General features: G+C 38.5%; 16 protein-coding genes. 4 read left to right on the top strand and 12 right to left on the bottom strand.

From position 1 onward, the window contains the following. Positions 1-80 precede the first annotated feature (80 nt). Together tamL and G525_RS0115280 are read right to left on the bottom strand one after the other, a co-directional pair. Positions 81-2363 (bottom strand): translocation and assembly module lipoprotein TamL, encoded by a 2283-nt coding sequence (gene tamL, locus G525_RS0115285; RefSeq protein ID WP_027126935.1) that lies wholly within the window; start codon positions 2361-2363, stop codon positions 81-83. An 85-nt stretch (positions 2364-2448) separates the two neighbouring features. Beyond that, positions 2449-7539, bottom strand: coding sequence for a translocation/assembly module TamB domain-containing protein (locus G525_RS0115280; RefSeq protein ID WP_027126934.1), 5091 nt, complete (start codon positions 7537-7539; stop codon positions 2449-2451). Positions 7540-7744: 205 nt separating this feature from the next. On the opposite strand from G525_RS0115280, the gene G525_RS0115275 reads away from it, so the two are divergent. Then, positions 7745-8386: a fasciclin domain-containing protein gene (locus G525_RS0115275; RefSeq protein ID WP_035479860.1), complete on the top strand. Its 642-nt coding sequence runs from the start codon at positions 7745-7747 to the stop codon at positions 8384-8386. 71 nt (positions 8387-8457) lie between these two features. On the opposite strand, the gene G525_RS21880 is transcribed toward G525_RS0115275, so the two are convergent. The 3 genes from G525_RS21880 to G525_RS0115265 all read right to left on the bottom strand — a co-directional run bounded on the left by G525_RS21880 (position 8458) and on the right by G525_RS0115265 (position 12347). Next, positions 8458-9045 (bottom strand): tetratricopeptide repeat protein, encoded by a 588-nt coding sequence (locus G525_RS21880; RefSeq protein WP_051209968.1) that lies wholly within the window; start codon positions 9043-9045, stop codon positions 8458-8460. Between the two features lie 60 nt (positions 9046-9105). Then, positions 9106-10644 carry a cytochrome c3 family protein gene (locus G525_RS21180; RefSeq protein ID WP_051209967.1) on the bottom strand — a complete coding sequence of 513 codons (1539 nt, stop codon included), beginning with the start codon at positions 10642-10644 and terminating at the stop codon, positions 9106-9108. Between the two features lie 218 nt (positions 10645-10862). Beyond that, positions 10863-12347 (bottom strand): FAD-dependent oxidoreductase, encoded by a 1485-nt coding sequence (locus G525_RS0115265; protein ID WP_051209966.1) that lies wholly within the window; start codon positions 12345-12347, stop codon positions 10863-10865. A 472-nt stretch (positions 12348-12819) separates the two neighbouring features. On the opposite strand from G525_RS0115265, the gene G525_RS0115260 reads away from it, so the two are divergent. Then, positions 12820-13914, top strand: coding sequence for a methyltransferase (locus G525_RS0115260; RefSeq protein ID WP_027126931.1), 1095 nt, complete (start codon positions 12820-12822; stop codon positions 13912-13914). A gap of 59 nt (positions 13915-13973) precedes the next feature. On the opposite strand, the gene G525_RS0115255 is transcribed toward G525_RS0115260, so the two are convergent. Continuing rightward, a complete protein-coding gene (locus G525_RS0115255; RefSeq protein ID WP_027126930.1) occupies positions 13974-14936 on the bottom strand; it encodes a tRNA dihydrouridine synthase in 963 nt (320 codons plus the stop codon). Between the two features lie 378 nt (positions 14937-15314). Here G525_RS0115255 and G525_RS0115250 point away from each other — a divergent pair, with 378 nt between their 5' ends. Beyond that, positions 15315-17087 carry an ABC transporter ATP-binding protein gene (locus G525_RS0115250; protein ID WP_027126929.1) on the top strand — a complete coding sequence of 591 codons (1773 nt, stop codon included), beginning with the start codon at positions 15315-15317 and terminating at the stop codon, positions 17085-17087. Between the two features lie 177 nt (positions 17088-17264). Here the strand turns inward: G525_RS0115250 and G525_RS21175 are convergent, their stop codons facing one another. The 4 genes from G525_RS21175 to G525_RS0115225 all read right to left on the bottom strand — a co-directional run bounded on the left by G525_RS21175 (position 17265) and on the right by G525_RS0115225 (position 20303). Then, positions 17265-17645 carry an outer membrane beta-barrel protein gene (locus G525_RS21175; protein ID WP_051209965.1) on the bottom strand — a complete coding sequence of 127 codons (381 nt, stop codon included), beginning with the start codon at positions 17643-17645 and terminating at the stop codon, positions 17265-17267. Positions 17646-17876: 231 nt separating this feature from the next. Beyond that, complete coding sequence (locus G525_RS21170; RefSeq protein WP_035479858.1) at positions 17877-18869, bottom strand: bile acid:sodium symporter family protein; 993 nt, start codon at positions 18867-18869, stop codon at positions 17877-17879. Between the two features lie 140 nt (positions 18870-19009). Further along, positions 19010-19894: a YqiA/YcfP family alpha/beta fold hydrolase gene (locus tag G525_RS22125; RefSeq protein ID WP_084647771.1), complete on the bottom strand. Its 885-nt coding sequence runs from the start codon at positions 19892-19894 to the stop codon at positions 19010-19012. Positions 19895-20117: 223 nt separating this feature from the next. Continuing rightward, complete coding sequence (locus G525_RS0115225) at positions 20118-20303, bottom strand: hypothetical protein (RefSeq protein ID WP_027126928.1); 186 nt, start codon at positions 20301-20303, stop codon at positions 20118-20120. Positions 20304-20638: 335 nt separating this feature from the next. On the opposite strand from G525_RS0115225, the gene G525_RS22555 reads away from it, so the two are divergent. Next, positions 20639-22567 carry a CHRD domain-containing protein gene (locus tag G525_RS22555; protein ID WP_211222940.1) on the top strand — a complete coding sequence of 643 codons (1929 nt, stop codon included), beginning with the start codon at positions 20639-20641 and terminating at the stop codon, positions 22565-22567. A 98-nt stretch (positions 22568-22665) separates the two neighbouring features. Here G525_RS22555 and G525_RS21155 read toward each other — a convergent pair whose 3' ends face one another. Together G525_RS21155 and G525_RS0115210 are read right to left on the bottom strand one after the other, a co-directional pair. After that, complete coding sequence (locus tag G525_RS21155) at positions 22666-23697, bottom strand: phage tail sheath family protein (RefSeq protein ID WP_169514452.1); 1032 nt, start codon at positions 23695-23697, stop codon at positions 22666-22668. Positions 23698-23730: 33 nt separating this feature from the next. Further along, positions 23731-24049, bottom strand: a 319-nt coding sequence (locus tag G525_RS0115210) for a transposase (RefSeq protein ID WP_027126103.1), incomplete at its 5' end; no start/stop codon positions are given.

Below are 24049 nucleotides of genomic sequence, written 5' to 3'. Positions count from 1 at the left end.
ATTTTAAAATATAAGCGATGTCCTCTATTTATATCATACAAGAGGAACCAACATGCTAAGATAGGAAATTTTGGTGGCGGTTAAAACGGGTACCCAATGGCGAAATTCAAAATTGGCTTACTCACGTCAAAATTATAGCGTTCTCCTTTTGGACGCGAGGGATCATGAAATGGCGCTGCTAAATCAAATCGGATCACAAAGCTTTGGATGTCGACACGAAGTCCAACACCAGCACCCATCCCCAATTCGCTCAAGAAATCGCTAGAGAATTTATCTTTACCACCAAAAACCGGATTTTCTTTGGTATTCCAGATATTTCCAGCATCTACAAAAACGGCGCCTTTTAGAAAAGAAATAAGAGGAAACCGATACTCTATGTTGGCTTCCAATCTGACGTTTCCAGTTTTATCGAAAAAACTTTCACTTGTATTGATAGGGTCGTCTTCGGCATTATAGGTTCCAGGACCTAAAGAACGAATTCTAAAAGCACGAACACTATACGGCCCACCGGCATAATATTGTTTCACGAAAGGAATGACGTCGGAATTTCCATAAGCTAATCCGTATCCTGCAAAAATACGTGCGGCAATGGTTTGTTCTTTTGAAAAATTGAAATGGTAACGTATATCCACATCCGCTTTGGCGTATTGGGCATATTCTAGACCAAAAAAGGTTTTTGGAGCCCCAGGGGTTTGTTCTTTTCCAAATAAACTAATAAGATTACCTGCAATGTCAAAATTAAAATTGAGAAATTTTTGATGTGTTTTTTGTTTATCAATCATCTCATTATAGGTAAAGGTATAGATAAGACCTGAAATAAACTGCTGTTCAAAACTGCGCTTTAAAAATGGATTTTCATCTAAAATCTCTTCGAATTCCGGTGTTGTTTTTCGAAGATCCGTATAACTTACCGAAATTGGATTGATTTGATGGGTCACATATCTATTGGCGTCCCAGAGGTATCCAAATAGGGCCGTTCCAGAAATCAGACTGTATAGTTTCTTGCGGTCTTGGTAATCAATACTCAAGGATGTTTTTGTTTTAGGGATGGAATATTCGAAAAAATCATCGTTTATTTTAATCGGAAATATAACTCTTGGAAAAATTAATTCATTTTTCAGTCCAAGTTCCAAACTGCTATCCCCTGATTTTTTACCACCGCCAATCTGAGCTTCATATCCAATTTTAGCAGTCGTGTTAAACGTTTCTCCACCACCAAAAACATTCCGGTTACTGTAGGTTAGAGCCAATGCTGGCCCCGTAAAACTATTGGATTTAGTGACCACTTGCAACTCGGCCATAAAAGCGCGCTTGTTGAGTGGCGATAAATAAATATTGGCTTCCAATAGTCCTAAACTGTCTGTTGCCAGAGAGTCAACTTCCGTATACTGGATATTGACATATTTGTAGGCGCCAATAGTTGACAGTCTTCTGGCAGTATTACGTGACTTTTCAGGACTGTAGCGTTCACCTTCTGTCAATTTTATAAAAGGATCCAAATATTTTGGTTTAAAAAACACCTCCTTTTGAATGAAATTTCTCTCATTATACCGAATAGTTTCTGTGTTTAGGGAATCGGCCGTTTCATAATTTGGATAGACATTGACCTTGGCAATTTTATACGGAACCGTGGATTTTTCAGGAACTGCATTTTTTAATTTCAGGAACAGATCGAAACTTTTATTATCATATCTATTGGTGTCTGCTTCAAAAATTAAGAAACTATCATTGAAATTATAATAGCCTTTTTTTTTGAGGTTTGAGTCAATGCGCAGACGCTCCAATTTCATGCTGTTCAAATCGAAACGCATGCCTTTTTCAAAAGGAGATTCTTTGACCAATTCCTTTATTTCTCCATAAATTGGAGTGGGCATCGCGTCCAATTGATAACTTTCCATCTTATAAGGTGCAGGCACTTTTACTGTATAGTTTACCGAAGCTTTTTTTTCTGACTCCTCAAATTGTGAAGAGGCCCTGCTATAGAAAAAACCTCGATTTTCAAGTCGGTTTAATAATAACTCTTCAACATCAAATGTTTTAACGTCTGATTGATAGATAGGTTTTTCTCCAAGCTTTTTATATAACCAGCGGTTGATGAAACCAGGATGTTCCTTTTGATTTTTATAATAATAGCGGAGGCCAAGATACATGCCCAATATTTTTGAATTGGGCTCAGGGAGCATGACAGATTCCAGTTCAGTTCTTAAGCCGTCTTCATTTTTGATAATAGAGTCCGAAACAATGGTCAATTCTGCACCTGTGTATAAGCGCTCATTTTCGGGAATGTACTTTGCAATACTGCACGAATAAAAGCTTCCAAATATGAAAAGGAGAATTAAGATGTATTTTAGATAGGATTTCAAGTTGTTTTTATTTGTTTCTTGGGCTCAATGATTATTCAAAACTGTTCTAACAGCTTCTGCAATCATTTATTCCGAACCCTGTTTTTTAATTTTGTTTCTTTTCAATACTGTTATCAGTGGCTTCTTCTTTGGCTTCCTGGGCTTCTTCAGCCGCCTTCAACTTAGCCTTCTGTTCTTTTTCAGTTTTGGTTGTTGATTTTACCATGGCATCCCAAAGTTCACCGAACTTATTGAATTCTTGGGTAAAGATCAATGCAATACCACTTATTATAATCTGTCCGTCAATGACATTTTCATATTCATTCCTGTGGAACCCTTTCAGTCTATAACGGCCATTTTCAGTTAAAATATATTCAATACTGACATTTCCAATAATTGGTGTTTCTTCACCAGTAGAACTACTGCCCTGAACATCAACTTCACTACCAACACTTACAATCAATCGGTCATTAAATAGTTTTTTCTGTGCTGCTATATCCAATTGGGTTCTGTCTTGCGGCGTGCTTCCTTGATAATCGGTATAACTATCCAATCCAAAATTAAGTTCAAAACCAGAGTTGCCGAACAATTTATCAGAGAACATATTGAGTTGGTCAGAGACGGCGTCATTTAAGTTGTCTCTGGCAATTGAAGCCACCCCACCCGTGCTTCCATCACTTCCAGGGTCGGGATAAAAGCGGTTTAAGACCAATAAGGAGAAGACTTGCCTGTTCAGCTCATCTTCCTGTTGATTGAGTTGTTGCACTCTGCCGTACACTTGACCTCCAACCGCGCCTTGTTCATCTTTGGGCATGTCCAAATTAAAATTAATTTGGGGCTCCATTAATTGTCCATCTATATTGAGATAGACATAGAAAGGAAGGACTTGTCGGTATTTTCCTTTGGCAGATTCATCCAAGTTGGAGGATGTTGGGGCCATTAAGGCTGATGCAGAGGTTTTGACCTCGTAGAGTGCCTTAACGTCCAATTTCGCGTCAAATGGATCTCCGGACCACGTCACGCGGCTGCCTGAAACAAGGTTGAATTTGCGGTTCACCAAACTGTAAAGATTTAATTCGTAATGCCCGCTCTGAACCTCGTAAACTCCAGAAAGAGTAATGTTTCCATTGGGTTTCATGTTGAAGTTTAAATCACCTTCACCTGATACTTTAAAGTTGTCGCCAGTTGATTCATCAATAACAATGGTCACTGCGGCATCTTTTCCAATCTTTAACAAGGCATTCATGTCAAAACCAGTAATAGTGGCAGTTTTTTCTTCGGTTCTGGTTAAGATGGCATCAGGGTTTTCGCGATTGACGAAAACGACAACTCCATCACGTTCTTCAACATTGACGCTCGCAGATGGTAAGACATAAGTAACGTCGGTCGCTGAACCTACGGTTGCTTTTAAATCAATTTTAGGAATCTGTAAATCACCGGTAATTTTGGCATCCGCATCAAAAGTTACCTTTCCATACAGAAAATCATTATCTTCTTTGGTCGCATTGAGGACTTGAAAATTATTGGCCACTATCTGTAAATCAAAAGTGGGGTTGATAAAGGATTCTGTTCCTATCTTTCCAGAAGCCACAAGCGTGTTATTGTTTTCATCGGTAATAGTAAAATGATCCATTGAAAACGCCGTGTTGTTGACGTTTAGGGTTTCATTGGCAAGGGTGAATGCCGTGTTAAACATCTTAATCTTAAAGTCGGCATCATTGAATTTCAAGGAGCCTTCATATTTCGGTTGGTCAAGGGTACCGTTCAACTTAAAGTTCCCCGAAAAGCTACCGTCTGTTTCAGTAATTTCCCCTTGAGAAAACCCTGTAAGTGCGTTCATGTTGAATTTATTGATGTCCAAATTCAAATCGAGGTTGGCCCCGCCCGGAACTGCCACATAATCGCCATTTAAATCGAGGTCAATCTCACCATCTTTCATATCTATGTTAAAATCATAGCTATTGCTTCCAAGCGATTTGGCATCCAAATTCATAGTGCCCAGATCAACCTGCATAAAACTCAAATCTGAAATATCTAAATCTGCAATAATCCCAGTGTTTGTAAAAGGTTCAACCAAAACAAAATCGCCATTGATATTACCCGCTGCCAATTGCTGCTCAGGATTTAGATAATTTAGGAATTCGCTTATTTTGAAATTTTTAAAATCAACTGCAATATGTTTCTCAGAAATGGTAGACAGGTCATCAGTAATCTCAAAAGATTGGTTATCATGACTGAAAATGAAGTCATTGAATTCCATATTCTTGTCACTGATCAAGATTTCGTTGTTTTGAGGTGTATTCCACGGTGTTGCATTTAAAATTAAATCATCTGGATTGACATGAAAACGTAAAAGCTCTCTGTCTCCTGTAATTTTACTCGTAATCTGCGTTAATATATCCTCTTTGTGATATGCTGTAAATGCCAAAAAGAGTTCACCATTCTCTTGAATTCCTGTAAGTTTTGTTTTCTGGATATGAAATGGTCCTGCTTTAATTCTGTTGAAGCCAAGGTCAAAATCAAATTTTTCTTTATCGGTATCCATAGCAAATACCAGACTGTCCAATTCATAACCACTATAATTGATATGTGGCGCTGTAATATTGGCTTTTAATTCTCGGGCTCTTTCGTTGTAATCGACGTCAATTTTAACCGTATCCAATTTTTTTACATTAACTAGAAAGACCTCGTTCAATATAGGTGCTTGGATGATCTTGCCTCGTAATTTTAAATTGACCGGATTGGTAATGCTATCCGGAACTTGTTCATCACTATAGAAATAGCTTAAAACATGACGTCTTAAGGAGTTGCTAAACGTTTGGGGGTCTGCGTTGGATTGCACCAAAATATCCACCAATTTATTCTTAATTGAAACTGAGGTGGTATCTTTCCTCACATGCGCAAGGGCGTTAAGGTCTCCCATCAAGTAGGTTTTGTTATCATAAACCACTACGCCCTGGTCAATAATGGCGGCCACGTCATAATTGGTGGCATCTCCCTTAAAATCAGCATAAATTTTCATCCCCGTTTTGACTTCCTGCTGCATAATTCCTAAAGCATTCAGGTCTGCACCAATGATATTAAGCTCTACGTTAGCTTCGGGTGAGACGGAGTCTAGAACCACAGTGGCATAGAGGTCCATATCTAAGTTGTGATCTTTATATTTTGAAGTCACCTTTCCACGTCCATTTTTAATATCCCCAATAAGGTTTAGGTCTTTGATATTATAATTATTATATTTAAAGCTGGACACTGTGGCTTCTACATGGGCGTCAAGATCATTAATGGTTTTCCCTTTTCCGGTAGCTTTTACGTTTAGACTTAAAGAACCCAATTGCTCATTTTGGAGCAATTCATTCAATTTGTAATCTTCGATTGAAAGATCAGCATCAAATTCTAAGGTGTTCCCATTTATGAAATGTCCATCCACAGAAGCGAAACCTTGCGTAGTTGTTAAAGTTGCATTGGCATAAATAGCATTAGGGTTTCCTTTCAAGGTTCCACCTAATTTCACATCTTCAGGCAAATTCATACCAAGTTCTGTTTCGTCAACAAACTGAACGATATCAGAACGGGTAGAAATGGCGGAAAAATTAGGAATGTCGAACTGAATATTCCCCGGATCTGTGATGTTCTGGATCTTGCCATTTGCAGATAGGCGTGTGTTTGCCCAATTGGCATTCAAACGCTCAATTTTGATATCAGACAGATAGCCGTTCGCCTTGGTGTTTCCTGTGAACAAATGTTGGCTTAAGGTATCGAGGTATTGGTTTTTTTTAAGTTCAGGTTGAATGAGGAAGACGTCTTTTAAAGCGACTTTAAATGTCGGAATATTAAGGTCGATCTTTGATTTTTCAGGAGACTCGATCAACGCCGATAACTTCGGATAATCCAGGCGTATACTGGCACTTAAACTATTGTTATTAAGCGCAGTTCTTAAGTCAGTTACTTTTAAAGTATTATCATCAGCAGTAAATTTTAAACTTAATTCTTTCAAATTAAATCCAGAAATCTCTTTAAAAGTGGAGTTGTCAATATGAAGCTCGGCTTTTTTGTCTTTTAATTGGATCGTATGGGCTTGCAGATTCAAATCATTCAAAACGATGGCATTCGGATTGAAGCTTCCTGTTTTTGCTTCTGCGGAAGCGACAAAATAACTGAATTTATTATTTTCCAGATCAACAGAACCAATAGCAAGTCTTAGTTCTGGCCATTCAAATGATTGGATATCTTGTTTGATATCTTGGGTAACTTCGACTACCTTTTGGGTTACGGCATTCGTTTCAGTCTCGGTATTAAGGAGTATGGACGAGTTTTTAAGACGAAAAGTAGCGACTTCAAAATCGCTATTGACCAAATCGACTTTCGGAATTTTTGCGAATAAGTCTTCAATATCAACTTCTGCGGCAATGCGATCACCATATGATTGGTAATTTGCGAACACGTTGCTCAAAGTTAAATTTTCAACGGAGAGGGTAGGTAGCGGCGCTGGATCTTCCTCAGGAATGATGGGGACGGGGCTTTGGATGAATTTGATGCGGGCATCAGAAAGTTCCAAAGCAGAGGCTTCGAAGTTCATGTGTTCCAAATCCGTAGTTTCCATTTTGGCATTCAAGGTGCCGATTTTGAATCGGCTATCAATTCCAGCTACGGCATCATCAAATACAATATCAAAGTTCTTAAAATTAAGTTTTCCTAAAACAATATTGAGCGGAGGTGCGGTAGTGTCTGTGGCGACAGGTTTAGGGTCTTGCGTGACAAAAGCATCAATCAGAAATTGGAAGTTATAGCCTGTCACAGAATCTTTACGAATAATATTGGCGCGAAGACCGTCCCAGTACAACGCATCCACACCAACGCCTTCGCCTCGAATCATTGCCCAAAGTGGAACATCGGCTTCCAATGATTTTGAATAGACTAAAGTATCACCTTTGGTATCTTCCAGAAATAAACCCTCAACTTGAAGATTACCATCAAAAGTGAGGAACAAACGATCAATTTCAACTTTGGTATTGGTCTTATTGGAAACATAGGACGTTGCTTTGTCAACAATAATACCTTGTCCCCAAGGGCTTCTGATAAATAAAACCAATAGAAACAAGAATATGAGAATGCCTAGTATAATTCTTCCAATTATTCTGAGCGCCCTATACTTTCGTTTTGCAGGCTTTTCATTATCGTTTATGCTATCTTCCAATAAGTATGATCTAGGGTTGCAAATTTATCATATTAGCTGACGTCAAACGTCGCTAAATGCGAATATTAATAACTCTAACCTTAATATTAAGAAAATTTAACAACTTTTCATGGGTTTGACTGTTTTATGTTAAAGTTGTATCAATTCCCTTACCTTAACGCGTTTCATACGTATATATAATTATAAACCAATAAATAATTTAATTATGACATTTAAGAAATCGAATATTTTGTTTGCTGCTGCCTTAACAGCCTTTGTTTTTGTCTCTTCTTGTGAAGACGGAAAAAAGAAGGAGGAACAATTAAGAATAGAAACGGAACGTGTAGAAATGGAAGCTGCAGAAAAGGCTAAAATGGAAACGCAGGCCAAAGAAGCTGAAATGAAAGAGCAGGCAAGAGCCAATAGTATTGCGGGACAAGCAATGATGAATAAGGATTTATCTACTTTGGCGGGAGCTTTGCAAGCCGCTGATTTGTCTGCTATGTTATCTGAACCTGGAAATTATACAGTGTTCGCGCCTTCAAATCAAGCTTTTGAGAAATTGCCTCAAAAGAAACGTGACGAATTAATGTTGCCGGAGAATAAGGAAATGTTGGCTGAAGTGTTAACTTATCATGTGGTTCCTGGAGTGATAACCTCTGATAAATTGGCTGCCGCAATAAAAGGTGCCAATGGATCTTATACTTTTAAAACTGTAAAAGGTGAAGAATTAACGGCGATGATGAATGGCGATCAGTATGTGATCAAAGACGGATCTGGTAAGAAAGCACAGGTTATTTTAGGGAATGTGGAAGCTTCAAATGGAATCATTTATATTATTGATACCGTATTGATGTCTAAAAAATAAATACCAATATATTTTAATTTTAGAAGACCCAATGTGATGTTGGGTCTTTTTTTGTTTTTAAAATCAAAAACTTAACTCCTGCCTTGCGCTTGCTCTTTCTGCAACTGCTGCATGAGCGTCGTACTTTGAATGGTTTTTCCCTGTTCCTGATAAATCAAGGCGAGCAAATATCTATAATCGCCATTTTGAGGTTCGGTTTTTAGAGCAACTTTAATGGCGCTTTCGGCTTTGTTCCATTCCTTGTTTTGATAATATAGGGTGGCTAAATTATAACTAGCTCGCGTATTTGCAGGATCCAGTTGTATTGATTTGTTCATGTCTGAAATTCCTAAAGCCTCTTGTTTGATTTCAAAATTTAGCAGCCCTCTTAGGTAATAGGCTCGGCCAGATTTAGGATCCTTTTTAATAAGTGTGTTGAGTGTTTTGAAGGCCGACGCTGTATCGCCATTCATACTATAGGCAGTGGCAAGATTGGAGTAAACAATCAACAGTAAACTATCCATCTTTATGGCAGTTTCATATTGTTTGATAGCGCCGGGAATATCATTGTTTTGGAATAAATAATCACCCAAACGCAATCTCCCTGTAGAGAAATCGGCATTGGCGTAAAGCATGGTTCTTAATTCGTCCTGCGCGATACTCAAGGCATATTGATCCAAGTTTTGCAGTTGTTCCTGTGGAATGCCATTGAGTAATTCGGCTGCGGCAATCCGGACAACTCACGAGGTATCTTTGATATGTTCAGAGGCAATTGAGATGCGTTCCGCAGGATTCAAAATCATAAATTTCATTAACGCATTATAGCGTACCAATGGTGATTGATCCTTTAACGAATTTAATATTGGTAAGAATTGCGCCGTCGATGTGATATTTAAATTGTCAATTACGGTAGCACGGGCAATGGCTGGATATTTTAAATTGTTGATATAATCGTCCAACATTTTACGTTCGTTTGGAGTCATTCCGCTTTTTGTGCTTAGTAACATGCCGTCAGAAAAATGTTCCTGTCTTTTCTCGCCGTACCATTGTTTCACCTGATTTGCGGCCCAAGTATCACTTTTATCCATATGACATCCAATGCAGGCATTTGGCGTGCCATAAACCACGCTTTGGTCTGGTCTTGGCACACGAAAACTATGGTCTCTTCTAAAGTCAATACCCATATAAGTTTCTCCCGTCATGTGGCAGTTTATGCACAGTGAGCTCTTCGGATCTACAGAATGAAAATGATGTGAAGGTTCGTTATACTTTGGTTCATGACACTGCATACATAGATTGTTGCCTTGCATTTTGAGTTTTAAGGTGTGTGGATTGTGGCAGTCGGTACATTTGACATCATTATGGAACATCTTGCTTTGTATAAAGGAACCGTATACATAATCTTCATTTTTAATTTGGCCATCTCCGTGGTAATTGACGGTGTCCAAAACTTGTAATAAATACTGATCTTCAAAATATTGACCAGGCGCATAGTTCTCAGTCAACTTAGCACGACGGGAATGACAGGCCGCACACATATTTAGTTGGTTAAACTGCGAGTTGCCCTTTAAAATGTAGGCATTTGCCACACCATCTTCTTCATTGCTGTTAGTTGCCCACAACACATGCTTTTCGCCAGGACCGTGACAGCTTTCACAGCTCACATTTATGGAAGAGTAGGTGGTTTTGAAAGAATCGTCCTGATGGTTGTAGTTTTTCTTTAAGTTGGTCGAGTGGCATTCGGCATACATGGTGTTCCAGTTTTGGGAACTTTCTGTCCAATGCATCCAATCGTGTGGGTCCATTTTATCACCGGCATATTGGTGGTACCATTTTTTTTCTACGGCATCCCAAGTGACTCGCAACAACTGTTTCTTGCCGTTCTCAAAATCTATTAAATATTGTTGCAATGGATGGACACCAAAGGTGTAGCTTATGATATATTCTTGCTCCGATCCATCAATTTCTTTAATATGAACCGAAAAATTAGAGTTCTTTTTGGAGAAAAAATAAGAAACACCATCTAAAGTTGTTCTCAAATCGTTAAAATCGCCTAGAACAGTGGAATCATTTGCAATCTTCATCGCCAAATCATGGTCAGATTTCTTCCATTCTTTAAAAGCCGTTTTATGACATTGCATGCATTGCACATCGCCTACATAGCCATCTTCATGGACCGATTTGAAATCAGCAATATCAGTGTAAGAATCTTTTCCGCTGTCGTTTTTACAAGCTGAAAAGATCAGAACAAGAAATAGGAGATAAACAATGGTTCGCATTAAAAAAGGATATCGCTTTTATATGGCTAAGATAAAATTTTATTGCCATTCTGTTTGGATGTGGCGCAGTAAAATAAAATGAATTTGATGATCTCGCTATCATCAGTATAAGTCTGCTTTCACCTTCAGCAAAATTCTATTCGGCATTCGAAACTGCTACATTTTCAGTACACTGATTCTGGAGATTCAACTTTCAGCGAGAGGAGTGGGGCCAATGGTCATACTTCTTTTCTCTTTAAACACCTGCCTCTGGGCTCATTTCTCTCATGTAGTGCAATTTCGGAATGAAGGAACTGTGCGGCGGCAGCTGAATCCTTTACTTTGGAAGCACTACGTTTTAGCATTTCGGATTCAAATTCAGTCAATACGCTTTTTCTTAATCCGGCGTCTCTCCATTGTGTTGAGAGTCTGCATCTTTTTGATATTTCGCGGGCTAATGCGAGTGCATCCAATAGCGCCTGGTTGGCACCCTGTCCTTTAAATGGACTCATAGGGTGGGCCGCATCACCAATTAAAGTAACTTGCCCAATTTTTTCCAGCAATTCTGTATCTAACAATTCTCTATCGTAAACCGGATAGCCAGAAACTTGAGTTTCCTGAGTTGCTGTTAGAATTTGAGGTATGGGGTCGTGCCACGGTGTTCTTCTACAAGCTTCTTTTTTAAGTGCTTGAGGACCTAGGAGACTCAAGGCTTTTGCTTCTTTTTCTGGTATGGGGAAGCTTAGTTGCCACATCACCGTGTCTGACGTATATGGCATCACGTAAATTCGTTCATTGCCATTGGCCGTTTGAAATACTGTGGCTGAGTCTAATAATGGGCAATTATCCAGACCTTCAAGATCTTTCAAGGGACAAATACCCAAAATCACAATACAACCTAGGTACCGTAAAGGCATTCGGTCTTCAGTGATAGCTAAATTTCGTACTGAACTGCGGATACCATCGGCTCCAACTACAAGGTCTGTCTCAATATGCTCAATTTTTCCGTCCACTTGAAAACTGAGGGCCAGACGTTTATTTTCACATTCCTTATAATCCACCAATTGATGGCCCCACTTTATCTCATTATGTCCTGCCAATTGCTCAAGCAGCGCTAAGCGCAAAGACTGTCGCGAAATGTGGACATTTCTCCGTTTTGAAGAATTTTCTGTATCTGTTGTCTGCAACCACTTGCGCATTCCCCATTCGCCAATCACTTTTCCATCTGTGGTATGAACCACATGCCTGGTTGAAGTCACTCCATCTTTCAAGTTGAAAATTCCCAATCCTTCAATTGCTTTGCTAGCTTGCTGAAGCGTGAGGCCATAGCCTTGAGATCTTGACTCAAAATTGTTATCACGTTCAAAAAGGGTAAAAGGAATTCCACGATGCAAACAGGCCACTGCCAGCGCCACGCCTCCTATGCCACCACCAATAATGGCAATATGAGGGTAGTTTTCTTCATCGGCAATAGGAGGGTTAGTTGTCGGGGCCAATCCAGATCCGGAGCAGGTTGAGCACAACTCTAGGTGGCCTGTTGGTTTAGCAGGAAGAGTCTCTTCACTCTTTGATTTTTCAAATTGTTCACAAGCTCTTTGGTAACGACGTTTGGCTTTCTTCCGAAGTTTTCGCCGTTTTTTACCTTGTCCTTGGCAATCGGTACAAATAGTCCAACTTGCAACTGTTTCTTCTTCCACTTTCACTGAGTCCTTATTTTCACTCATTTGGATGTCCTTTTATAAGAAAAAATTCATCCTCATAAATCAATTTAAGTCTAGTAATCTGGCTTTTATGTTTTTTGATGTGGTTAGTTGTTGAACAGAAGCACATATGATTTCTAATTTTGACAAAGATACAAAGCTAGATTTAATGTCCTATTTTTTTCGTTTGTCCGTGTAATTTATAGAAATGGGTCAATCGCCGGTTGCAAAAACTCACGTTTATGTTCTTACAGAAACTTTCTTTTCTTATAATTGCTTCAGTATTAATCATATATTAAGTTTTAATATAGTGTATTGAGTTTTAATAAAGTACCTTTGGAAAGTCTTTTTTGACTTTAGCTCTAATTCCCAACTTTGCATAACTTCCACGGATTTTTAAGGCTTTCTTCTTTAAGCCTTTTTCTATTATCGATAATCAATGCCTGTGGAATCTGTAAAAACTGTTCCTCTTTTCATCCAAACACAAAACTAGAACATGATTACAGAAATTCAAATCCACAAACCTAAACCTATGGTTTCTATTAATGATGCTGGCGTGTTTGATGGTACGTCATCTATTGGAATTAATATTAAAACCCTTGAAGCCAATGGGCCTGTATTGATAACAAGGTTTTATATTGACGGTCTGTTACTGTTGAGCGCCTTGAAAAGGCATCTTAATAATAAATTGCCCAACACCACTTTTAAGGAACAACGTGCGTATCGGGGAGCATATCACAAAATGTCAAATCTTGTTTTAATTGAAATTGTAGCACATAGATTGCACGTAAAAAAAGCACCTGCCATTGGGTGGTTAGAAAAACTCTACCCAGAAACTGCTGATTTCTTTCTGACTTTTCCTCAAATACAAGGACTCAATAGCGCTTGGCAGTGGTACAAAAACGGGATTTCCATTCCGCTATTACGAAATAAAATCCATCCCTATTACGGCACCTATTTCCCAACACGTTTTGATCATTTGGAGCTTTTTGACCAATGGTTAAAACGCTATAATGGGCCTAAAAAAACAGCTATAGATGTTGGCGTGGGAAGTGGTGTGCTTTCTTTTCAAATGATTGCACAGGGTTTTCAAAAAGTATTTGGTACCGATACAAATCCGAACGCAGTTGTGGGATTAAATGAGTTTATGGGTGCTACCAAATTGTCTCGAAAGCTGGAATTGGACATTGGATCTCTTTTTGGGAAGTTTGACAAACAGACTGAGCTCATTGTTTTTAATCCACCATGGCTGCCGGAATCTCATCTCTTAGACAACATGGATCAAGCCATCTATTACAACGAAAATCTATTTCCTGATTTTTTTGAAGCGGCAAAGCAACGTCTTTTGCCTAATGGAAAATTAGTGCTTATTTTTTCTAATTTGGCACAAATAACAAATGTGACGAAGGGGCACCCAATAGAAAAGGAACTTGCCGAAGGTGGCAGATTTCTTTTGGAAAAATGTTATAAAAAAAAGGTGAAAGGAGCTTCTGAAAAAACAAAACGTGACCAACGTTGGCGAGCCTCGGAAGAAGTTGAGCTTTGGGTCCTCATCCACAACAAAATCACCTTACTTCAGAGCGAAAATTGATTCAGGTTCCTAATAATGGATATTTAAGTTTTTTTTTAATACTGTGGAATACGATTTGACTAGCGACGTGCAATTGCCATTTCAGTCTCTAAAACTTTAGCAACAGCTTGCTTGTATTTTATAGGATTTGTAGCTTTTTTTATCGCTTTATATGTTTTTTGTGGATTTGATGTGGCTTGAGAAAAGTACTCCCAAAACCCTAGCATTTTTAACTTGATAGGTGTTGGTCCAGATAAGTAAGCATCATACTGCGCATAAATGGTATCGTGGAATTCTGAAAAAATAGCCCATCTATTTTCAGGATATGCCGTCGTGTTATTCTTGATCATATTGGGTAAGAAAGGGTCGGCAATTAAGCCACGGCCAATCATAAAATGATCAAGAGTAGGGAAGCGCTCTTCAAGAGCTTTAAAAGCGGAAACACTGGTGATATCGCCGTTGTAATACAACTTATGTGTAGTGTTGCCCATACATTTCTCAAAAGCATCTAAATCCACGGGACCTTTATAGAGTTGCTTTCCTATTCTGGCATGAATTGCAATGTTTTTAAGCGGATAGTGCTCTAGAATAGGAAAAACTTCCAAAATTTCTTCCGCGTTCTCATACCCCATCCTCATTTTCATGGACACCAAAATATCAGTTTCGTTGTGAGCCCTATGCAAAATCTCATTGATTTTTGGTGGATTGCAGATCAAGCCAGAACCCATCCCAGACTTGGCAACCATAGGATAGGGGCAGCCTAAATTCCAATTCAGTTCTTTATAGCCTAAACTTTGTACGTATTTGGCAACATAGATAAACTCGTCAGGATCATTGGTTATAATTTGCGGAATGACCTCAAGGCCAGTATTATTTTCTGGTTCTATATCGTTTTGATAGGATTGCTTAATCTTGAGCTTACCATTCAATCTGATATATGGTGAATAGAAGGTGTCAATCCCGCCAAAGTAATGATTGAAGGCATTGCGAAATCTAAAATCTGTAAAACCCTGTAAAGGGGATGAAAGGAGCGTGGGAACCATCGTATTATTTAGTGAGGCAAAGATAGAACATTGCTTACTAGTTTTTATATACTGATTGCAGTTAACTGCATCTTATGAAAGACAACTTTAACCACGGCTATTTCTTTTCGGAATTTATTTGAAGAACACTGGCGGAATGAGCGACAGCTGGAGATTTTTTGGCACGAATGCACGACTTGTTTTTATATTCTCTGCACTAATGAATGACCTCAAAGGTTTCTGGAGCCTGTGAGTTTTGAAATGTTAATTATAGCAGTTACAAGGACGAATTTCTATTCCAGCGAAGAGCGTATTTTAGGGCTAATACTTTTAGTTGAATGTTTCATTTAACCCTGCTTTAATGCGTATTTTTGCTATCTATTTTATTTATAAAGATTTATGCAGCATCTAAAAGAAACCACAAAAGACAAGAAGAAATCACAGCCAAATGTCACTATGGTACAAGCTTTTAAAACAATCATTTGGCCGCGACGGAATTTGGTTTTTATTGGTTTGATCCTCATCGTTCTTAGAAGTTTGTCGGGTTTGGTGTTGCCTTGGCAGAGTAAAGTATTACTTGACGATGTGGTGCCAAATAAGGATATGTCTCAACTTTATACTTTAATTGCTATCGTGATAAGTGCCATTACAGTACAGGCGCTAACTTCCTTTTTACTGACGAGAATACTGAGCGTGCAAGCGCAATATCTCATCAGTGAGTTGCGATCTCAAGTACAGAAAAAAGTATTGTCATTGCCCATCCGTTTTTTTGATAACACCAAGTCGGGCGCACTGGTATCAAGAATCATGACAGATGTTGAAGGCGTAAGAAACCTTATAGGTACAGGTTTGGTGCAATTGGTCGGTGGTTCTTTTACGGCCATTGTGTCTTTGGTTATTTTAATAAAATTAAATGCCTGGATGACACTTTTCGTGTTTGTGCCATTGTCCATATTTGGATTTATAGCCTTGAAAGCCTTTAAATATATCCGTCCCATTTTTAGAAAACGCGGTAAAATTAATGCCGAAGTAACTGGAAGATTAACGGAGACACTCGCGGGCGTACGGGTTATTAAAGCTTTTAATGCCGAAGAGCAGGAAAATGTTGTGTTTGAAAAAGGGGTGGAACGCTTATATCAGAATGTCAAAAAGAGTTTAACGGCAACCGCCTTAATGACCAGCTCTTCCACCTTTTTAATTGGCGTTGCCACCACAGGAATCATGGGGATGGGTGGTTATTATATGATGATTGGCGACATGTCCACTGGTGATTTTTTATTTTTCACCTTGATCCTTGGATTTATGATTGCTCCCATTGTTCAAATGAGTAATATAGGGAGTCAATTAACTGAGGCATTAGCAGGTTTGGATAGAACAGAGGAACTTATGAGTATGACTGCTGAAGAAGATAATCAGGACAGAACCATTCAATTGAACAGCATCAAAGGTGACATTGAGTTTAATGATGTTTCATTTTCCTATGAAGAAGGCAAGCAGATATTGCACAACATTAATTTTAAAGCACCAGCAGGTTCTGTTACTGCTTTAGTGGGCAGTTCAGGATCTGGAAAATCTACGATTGCCGGACTTTCAGCAACATTCCTAAATCCGCAATCAGGCAAAGTTACTATTGATAATCAGGATTTATCGTTAGTTAAATTAAGTAGTTACCGACAATATTTGGGAGTGGTTTTACAGGACGAATTTTTATTTGAAGGTACTATTCGCGAAAACATCATGTTCCCAAGACCAAATGCTACGGAAGCGGAGGTACAAAATGCAATAAAAGCTGCTTACGTCAATGAATTTACCGATAGATTTGATGACGGGTTAAATACATTAATTGGTGAGAGAGGCGTCAAGCTTTCAGGGGGACAACGGCAACGTTTGGCTATAGCTCGTGCTATTTTAGCGAATCCGAAGATCATTATTCTAGATGAAGCGACCTCAAGTTTGGACACCCAAAGTGAGGCGTTGATCCAAAAAAGTTTGGCTGAATTAATTAAAGACAGAACCACTATTGTGATTGCGCACCGTTTAAGCACCATTAGAAAAGCAGACCAGATTTTGGTCATTGAGGCTGGGCATATTGTTGAGCGTGGCACCCATGATCAATTGATTGCAAAAGAAGGTCGCTATTTTGAATTGTACACGTATCAAGCGAAGATTTAGGTCCTAAAAATATGTAGTTTCTTTAGAAGCAATTGGGCAAGAAATATATGGTTAACCAATCCTCATCGCAATCTTAGCTATGGTGTGGGTCAATCAAAATTTTAGGTGGTAATGGAAACTCGTTTTATTTTGCAAGAATAATGCTCTTGTAACTAAGCTTAATTTCCTCTTGATAGCTCAATTTGCAGCTGTTTCTTTCTTGCCAGCGCCAATGGGGATATTTGCCTTTAAAAACCAAGAGTTGTTTTTAGTGCCGGATTTATCTTTATAGACATTTACAAAACCATAGTAATACTTGACTCCGATGCTGATGCCTTTCCCGTTCATGAATTGGTAGCCTAATCCGCCAACTGCGCCAACGTCAAGTTTGTTGATCATATCTTTATTGTACTGACGAATTCGTGCATCCTTTCCATCCACATCAGAATTGTACTCCACCCAAGCTTTGTGCATCAACCCAAATTGTGGTCCGGCCTCAAAATAGATGTGATTATCTAATTTGTATTTGGCGAGTGCCGGAACGATAAAGCAAAAGTCGGACTCTGGCAGGATGCTCATCCTATAGCGCCTTGGGATTGGCGCACTTCGAGGAGGAAGAAAAGACTAAAAGTCGATTGAACGTATTAAAACGACTCCATTTCGTCGGACTGTTGGCTTATGGGTTTAATATTTTTGCTCAAACGGTTTAGAATACCAGAATAGGGGAGAAGTTTCATAAAGGCAGTTGTCATTTAAAGACGGAAGACGGATGGGCCCGCTCCTGTAGGATTTGACATGACTTTTTATTTATTACTGATCACTATTCCCACTATCACCCATCTCTTTTCCCTTCTTTGTAGCAATCACACTAATAATCAGAATCTGAAGCGCATGATAAAACATCAGTGGTAAGAGCATGATGCCAACAATATTCGTTTGCCCAAATAAAGCTTCGGAAAAAACCGTACCGTGAACCAATGACTTTTTAGTGCCACAAAATTGATTGGTGATCTGGTCGGCATGATTGAATTTTAAGAGTTTTCCGATCCAGCCCGTGAGGGAATATACCACGAAAAATAAAATTAAAACTAAGACTACCATGGCTATCATCTCAAGAAGGCTGACACTGCTAAAAATGTCGTCTTCAAAAGATTGGACAAAACTTTTATAAATAATTAGTAGAATGATAAACTTATCGAACTTATTCAGGGTGCGTTTATTTTTTTGTGCCCAAGTTCCAAAGAATCGTCTTAAAAATAATCCCAAAACCAGCGGAATGACAATCTCGGTAATTAACTGCAGATAAATTGAGGAGAAGTCGAAAGCTACATCCGTCTGTTTTACAAAAGGCAACATCCAAAGCGGCGTCAGGACAATACCGATAATTCCAGAAATACTGGCATTAAAGATGGCTCCCGGTAAATTGCCTTTGGCCATAGAAACCATCACTACTGAGGAGGAAACCGTTGAGGGTAAAGCGGCCATGAACAAAAATGCCAACCAAAGTAATTCATAAGACGTATCTTCTATTAAAGGGAAAAAGGGCAAAATTAGCAATGGGAACAGGACAAAAGTTGAGGCTTGTACGGAGACGTGGAGTTTCCAGTTTTTAAGACCGTTTCTAATCGCTTCAGAACTTAAGCTCAATCCATAGAAAAAGAAAATAAACGAAATCCCTAAACTACTGATTAAGCTCATTGGAACCGGACTGTCAGATGCACCAAGTTGAGGGAAAAAATAAGCAAGGATAATACTGATGACAATAGCAATGACAAACGTATCTATTCGTAGTTTATTGAGCATAGGAGATATCTAATTTCCTTACAAATATAGGAAGCATCGGTGTCATTGCTATATAAATTTAGGAACATTTGACTAAGAGAAGTAGTTATGTGAAAAAGGACTTCTGGCATCAATGCCAAATGCAGAGATCTTTATTTGATTCAATGCTTTAATTGGGTTGGAATTCTAAGATTTCTATTAGGATTTTGCTTATTCAAAAATCGTATATAATTCCACAAAAGTCCGCGTATTTGTTCCGCAGCTACAGGATTTGCCGAATGGACTCTAAACTGCAAAGATTGTAAATCAAATCCTGATTCATAGACCAGCCATTTGGCAGCCGCTAAACCATCTGGCGCTACGTTACCGTTATCGTCAAGCCCTAAGTCATTATCAAAACTGATGAATTCCGGAATACCGTTTTTTTTGATATAGGCAACAAAGTCGTCGTAACTTCTTACAATATCGAATTCAGAAGCAAAGGTTTGGTCATAAACCATGGCAACGGTTCTAATATCATCTAGAAAGAGTCTCTTTTTTGTTTTTAGATTACCTATTGACAATTGCTCTAAATACAGAATGACTTCCTTTTCAAAAACATTTAGAGGAATACGATGTTCTAAATCATGTCTGATACTGATGTTGTAATCCTGTTCCTGTCTTAATAACTCACCTATAAAATGAAGCGTTCCTTTAGGGTCTACAACATGATCTTTTGAACCTAATACAATATGTATCTTGCTGTTATTGGTTTTTGGAATGTCAGGGATATTTTGGTTCACACTTCTCTCCGCCAACGCAGGGTTAAACAGCAATGCAGGCAATTGAAGTAACTTAGCGAGATGATACCCCGCAAAACCACCCATGCTGCTCCCCATAATGACATCAATATTGCCATCCTTGAATTGGTTATACAGCCAAATAATACTATCTGAATTGTTTTCATAATCGATTTTTGGCGATTCAATAGCACCGTAGCGTTCTAAAATGGCTCGTTTTTCTGGGCTCAAGCTGCCATTAAGGCCATGAATATATAGAATGGTCATAGGTTTATAAATTATTTTGAATAGTTTGATTTTGTGATAAAGTTTGTTGAGATGGACATTTAAATGCTCCGCGGATGCATATTAATTTAAAGGATGAATTGGATGTTTTTATAGACGATTTTACTTGTTGTCTCGATCAACTTTATCATACGCCCTAATAACAATAACAGCCCATATCACTACGCACACGGCAACAAATCCAGAAAACCAAAATACGATAGCGTTAGCGTCCATTTTTAATTTGTTTTATAAAGATGACAATTCCTAAAAGCGTTGGTGCCCATAAGCCTATAAAAATGGCATGCATATGATAGCCTTTCAAAAATAAATACTCGGCAACCACAATGATCAGCGCACAGAGTACAAGCATAAAGAAGTTAGAAAATCCAATTTTTTTTATAAAACTCATTGCTTTCTATTTTGTTAATGGTTCTAATTTACTGAAAATAATAGTAGTCTTAATAATTATAGATGCACATTGTTGATCATTATAAGTGGCATTAAAAAGCTGAAATTTTAAAAATAAGAATTTTGGTTGAGGTAAAATGTCACGAAATGAATCTAAAAAAGGCTTTTTAATGAAAATATCAAGTTTTTTTTTTGTTTTTAAAAACCTGTTAATCAGATAGTTTTAAATGTTTTTGTGAATGATTTATACAAAAACCCCGAATTTTTAAAACCGACCTCTTTAAAAACTCGTAAGTAGAATTCAAAGCAAAATTGTTTAACAAAAAACCAAGAAACATGAAAACCAAAATTTTAGCTTCATTATTAGTAACCTTTTTAATTTTCACGAGTTGTAGTAACGACGACGACGGTGATATGATCCAAGAAACGGGTGATAGTAAAACCTATTCTTTAATGTCGGTTTCCAATCCTTCAATTTCAGGAATGGTGACCTTTTCTAAAAACACAAATAACACGACCACAGTAAAAGTAGATTTAAATGGAACTACGTCGGGAATGCATCCAGCCCACATCCATATTAATACAGCAGCAGAAGGTGGTGCGATTGCCATTAGCTTAGAGCCAATAAATGGCGCATCAGGTATGAGTTCTACTACATTTAATAAAAAAGATGATGGCACGCCAATTAGCTACGAAGAGCTTTTGGATTTTAATGGCTATGTGAATGTGCATAAAAGTGCCGACGACCTTGGTACCTTGATTGCGCAAGGCGATATTGGACAAAATGAATTGACCGAGACTTCTAAAACTTATGCTTTAGCCAGCCAATCAAACCCAAGTAATATGGGAGATGCCAAATTCACCAAACGTGTCAACGGAACAACCTTGATAGAAGTGATGTTGAATGGTACCACTGCTGGTAACATGCACCCAGGTCATATTCATATGAATACGGCGGCAGAAGGTGGAGACATTGCAGTTACATTTACACCTTTAGATGGCGGCACTGGGGTTAGTAAAACCCAAGTAGCAATGTTAGACGATGGTTCAGAAATCACCTATGAAGAACTATTGGATTATAACGGTTATGTCAATATTCACAAAAGTGCTGACGAACTTGGAATTTTAATAGCTCAAGGCGATATCGGACAAAATGAATTGACCAATGCTTCAAAAACTTATGCTTTAGGCAGTAAATCTAATCCGGCTATTATGGGGGATGCTACATTCACAAAACGTGTAAATGGGACTACCTTGGTAGAAGTGATGTTGGAAGGTACTTCAGCAGGTGATGAACACCCAGGACATATTCATATGAATACTGCGGCTGAAGGTGGAGATATTGCCATCACGTTTACGCCTTTGGATGGCGCTACGGGAATGAGTAAAACCCAAGTAGCGATGTTGGGTGATGGTACAGCCATTACTTATGAAGAACTATTGGATTTTAATGGGTATATCAATTTTCATAAAAGTGCAGATGACCTTGGGACTTTAGTTGCGCAAGGCGATATCGGACAGAATGAATTGACCAATACATCTAAAACTTATACTTTGGGCAGCAAATCTAACCCTGCAATTATGGGAGATGCCAAATTTACTAAACGTGTCAATGGAACAACCTTGATTGAAGTGATGTTGGAAGGAACACCTGCAAATGGTGAGCACCCAGGACATATCCATATGAATACAGCAGCAGAAGGTGGAGACATTGCAGTAACTTTTATGCCTTTAAATGGTACAACCGGAATCAGTATGACGCAAGTTGGGATGTTAGACGATGGGACAGCAATTACTTATGATCAACTATTAGAGTTTGATGGCTATATCAATATCCACAAAAGTGCGACCGATTTAGGAACCTTAATTGCTCAAGGAGATATTGGACAAAATGAATTAACTGGAGATAAAAAGGTCTACACTTTAGCAACTGTAGCTAATTCAGGTGTTGATGGTGAAGCTACTTTTTATAAAAGAATGAATGGGGAAGCATTATTGATCATTGATGTGAAAGGAACGATGAACGGTAACAGTCATCCATCGCATATCCATACTGGAGATATCAATAATCCTGGTGCTATTACGGTAAGCCTTAATCCGGTAGATGGAAATAGCGGCATGTCAATGACTAACATTGCTAAACAAGATGATGATAGTGTCTTTGGATACGATGATGTTTTAACTTACAATGGATATATCAACGTCCATAAAAGCGCTACGGATTTAGGAACGTTGTTGGCGCAAGGAAATATCGGCTCAAACTAATTTTGGTTCGTTGTTTTTGCTGAAAGGCTGTCTTATTATAAGGCAGTCTTTTTTTTAATTCCGACGTTTTAATTATAATAAGGCGCCATCCATTCTAATTAATTGTGGTTCATGTTTTGAGAGATCCGTAGTACAGAGAATTCTGCTGGTTTTAAGGCAGCGATTCCTATTTCTACAATCATCTCTCCCTTATTTACATCCTGTTCGGTCATGGTTTCATTCACCCCGACCTTTACGAAATAGGCTTCTTCTGGATTAGTACCATTCAACGCGCCCGCTCGCCAAAGGGTAGTGAGGTAATTTGTGGTCATTGCCTTCACCTTGTTCCAAGTCTCGGGATCGTTTGGAGCGTTTTCATAACGCTCTAAAGCATTCTTTACAGAGGTTTCTATGGTCATAGCCAATCGTGTCATCGGAATATATCGCCATTCGTTATCATTGCCTGCCAAAGTGCGGGCACCCCACACCATGACGTCTTTTCCCTTAAAGCTTCGAATCGCATTAATGGATTTGCCAGAGCTATCAACATTAAGATGGTTTTGTGCATTATTGTCGATTTCCATTGTTGGTACTGTTACCTTGTTCAAGGACACATTGGCCGGGACTTTCCAGACACCTCTAGTGGCATCTATCTTGGCAAAAACACCTGCGACGGCAGCACTGGTTGGTAATGCGAGATGTTTGGCATGTATCAACTGTTTTATGTCTTGATATTGCGTTCTATATCTTCCATTCCCAGCGTGATATAATGAGGTCTCAGCTTTATTTGGGTTGGCTGAAATTAGGGCTTCTGGATGTCTCAAAACCATTGTTTTATTATTTAGTTTTACGTGAATATTCTCTTCAGAATAGTAGTAAGTAAGTGTCGTTTGCAAGGACGGAAAGTAGGCAGCACCATATTTGAGGTTTTCGGTTCCCATTGAGAATCGGAAATTTTCTACCGATTCTGTAATATCACCGTTCGATTCTTTGACATCACAGATCAGGAAACGGTCGTTTCTGTCGGCACATTGCGCAAGTGCTGCCTTATATACTTCCGCCGGATCGTTTGTGTTTTCAAGGCTGGTAATATCTGGAAAAAGAAGTAAAGTAGGTAGATCTTCATTTTTAAGCAATGCGAGACCATCCAATAGGTCTTTATTTCTTATTTTAGAGGTCAGTAGTTAGTTGCTTATTAATTCTGTCTGATATATTTTGTCTCTTTGCACCATTTTCACAATAAGATTGTTGAATATTGTGGCTTTGCTCTGTGAGCGGTTTATTCTAAAACAAAACTCATTAAAATACCTGTTTAGATTGTCAGGACTTACCCAGGAATAGGTTGTTCTTATCCAAGATTTGACCTGGTGTATCATTGTATGGAGCGCTTTAAAATTTAATCCCTTGTTACTTTCTATTTGTTTGATGTTGTAGGCTTTTGCAATGGGCCTGTAACCTCTCCATTTATCCGTTGTAACATTGGCTTCCCGGCTTATATGGTCG

It is taken from the genome of Gelidibacter mesophilus DSM 14095, from assembly GCF_000423005.1.
GTDB classification, from domain to species: Bacteria; Bacteroidota; Bacteroidia; order Flavobacteriales; family Flavobacteriaceae; genus Gelidibacter; species Gelidibacter mesophilus.
The sequence above is the reverse complement of the archived record's forward strand: the minus strand, read 5'-3'. Positions and strand labels throughout refer to the sequence as shown.

What these genes read in the sequence shown, in the direction of transcription:
- G525_RS0115225 (WP_027126928.1), bottom strand. Translation starts at nt 20,303, where the DNA reads ATGAGTTTTATAAAAAAAATTGGATTTTCTAACTTCTTTATGCTTGTA.
- G525_RS21170 (WP_035479858.1), bottom strand. Translation starts at nt 18,869, where the DNA reads ATGCTCAATAAACTACGAATAGATACGTTTGTCATTGCTATTGTCATC.
- G525_RS22125 (WP_084647771.1), bottom strand. Translation starts at nt 19,894, where the DNA reads ATGACCATTCTATATATTCATGGCCTTAATGGCAGCTTGAGCCCAGAA.
- G525_RS0115275 (WP_035479860.1), top strand. Translation starts at nt 7,745, where the DNA reads ATGACATTTAAGAAATCGAATATTTTGTTTGCTGCTGCCTTAACAGCC.
- G525_RS0115255 (WP_027126930.1), bottom strand. Translation starts at nt 14,936, where the DNA reads ATGGTTCCCACGCTCCTTTCATCCCCTTTACAGGGTTTTACAGATTTT.
- G525_RS21180 (WP_051209967.1), bottom strand. Translation starts at nt 10,644, where the DNA reads ATGCGAACCATTGTTTATCTCCTATTTCTTGTTCTGATCTTTTCAGCT.
- G525_RS22555 (WP_211222940.1), top strand. Translation starts at nt 20,639, where the DNA reads ATGAAAACCAAAATTTTAGCTTCATTATTAGTAACCTTTTTAATTTTC.
- G525_RS21175 (WP_051209965.1), bottom strand. Translation starts at nt 17,645, where the DNA reads ATGAGCATCCTGCCAGAGTCCGACTTTTGCTTTATCGTTCCGGCACTC.
- G525_RS0115260 (WP_027126931.1), top strand. Translation starts at nt 12,820, where the DNA reads ATGATTACAGAAATTCAAATCCACAAACCTAAACCTATGGTTTCTATT.
- G525_RS0115250 (WP_027126929.1), top strand. Translation starts at nt 15,315, where the DNA reads ATGCAGCATCTAAAAGAAACCACAAAAGACAAGAAGAAATCACAGCCA.
- G525_RS0115265 (WP_051209966.1), bottom strand. Translation starts at nt 12,347, where the DNA reads ATGAGTGAAAATAAGGACTCAGTGAAAGTGGAAGAAGAAACAGTTGCA.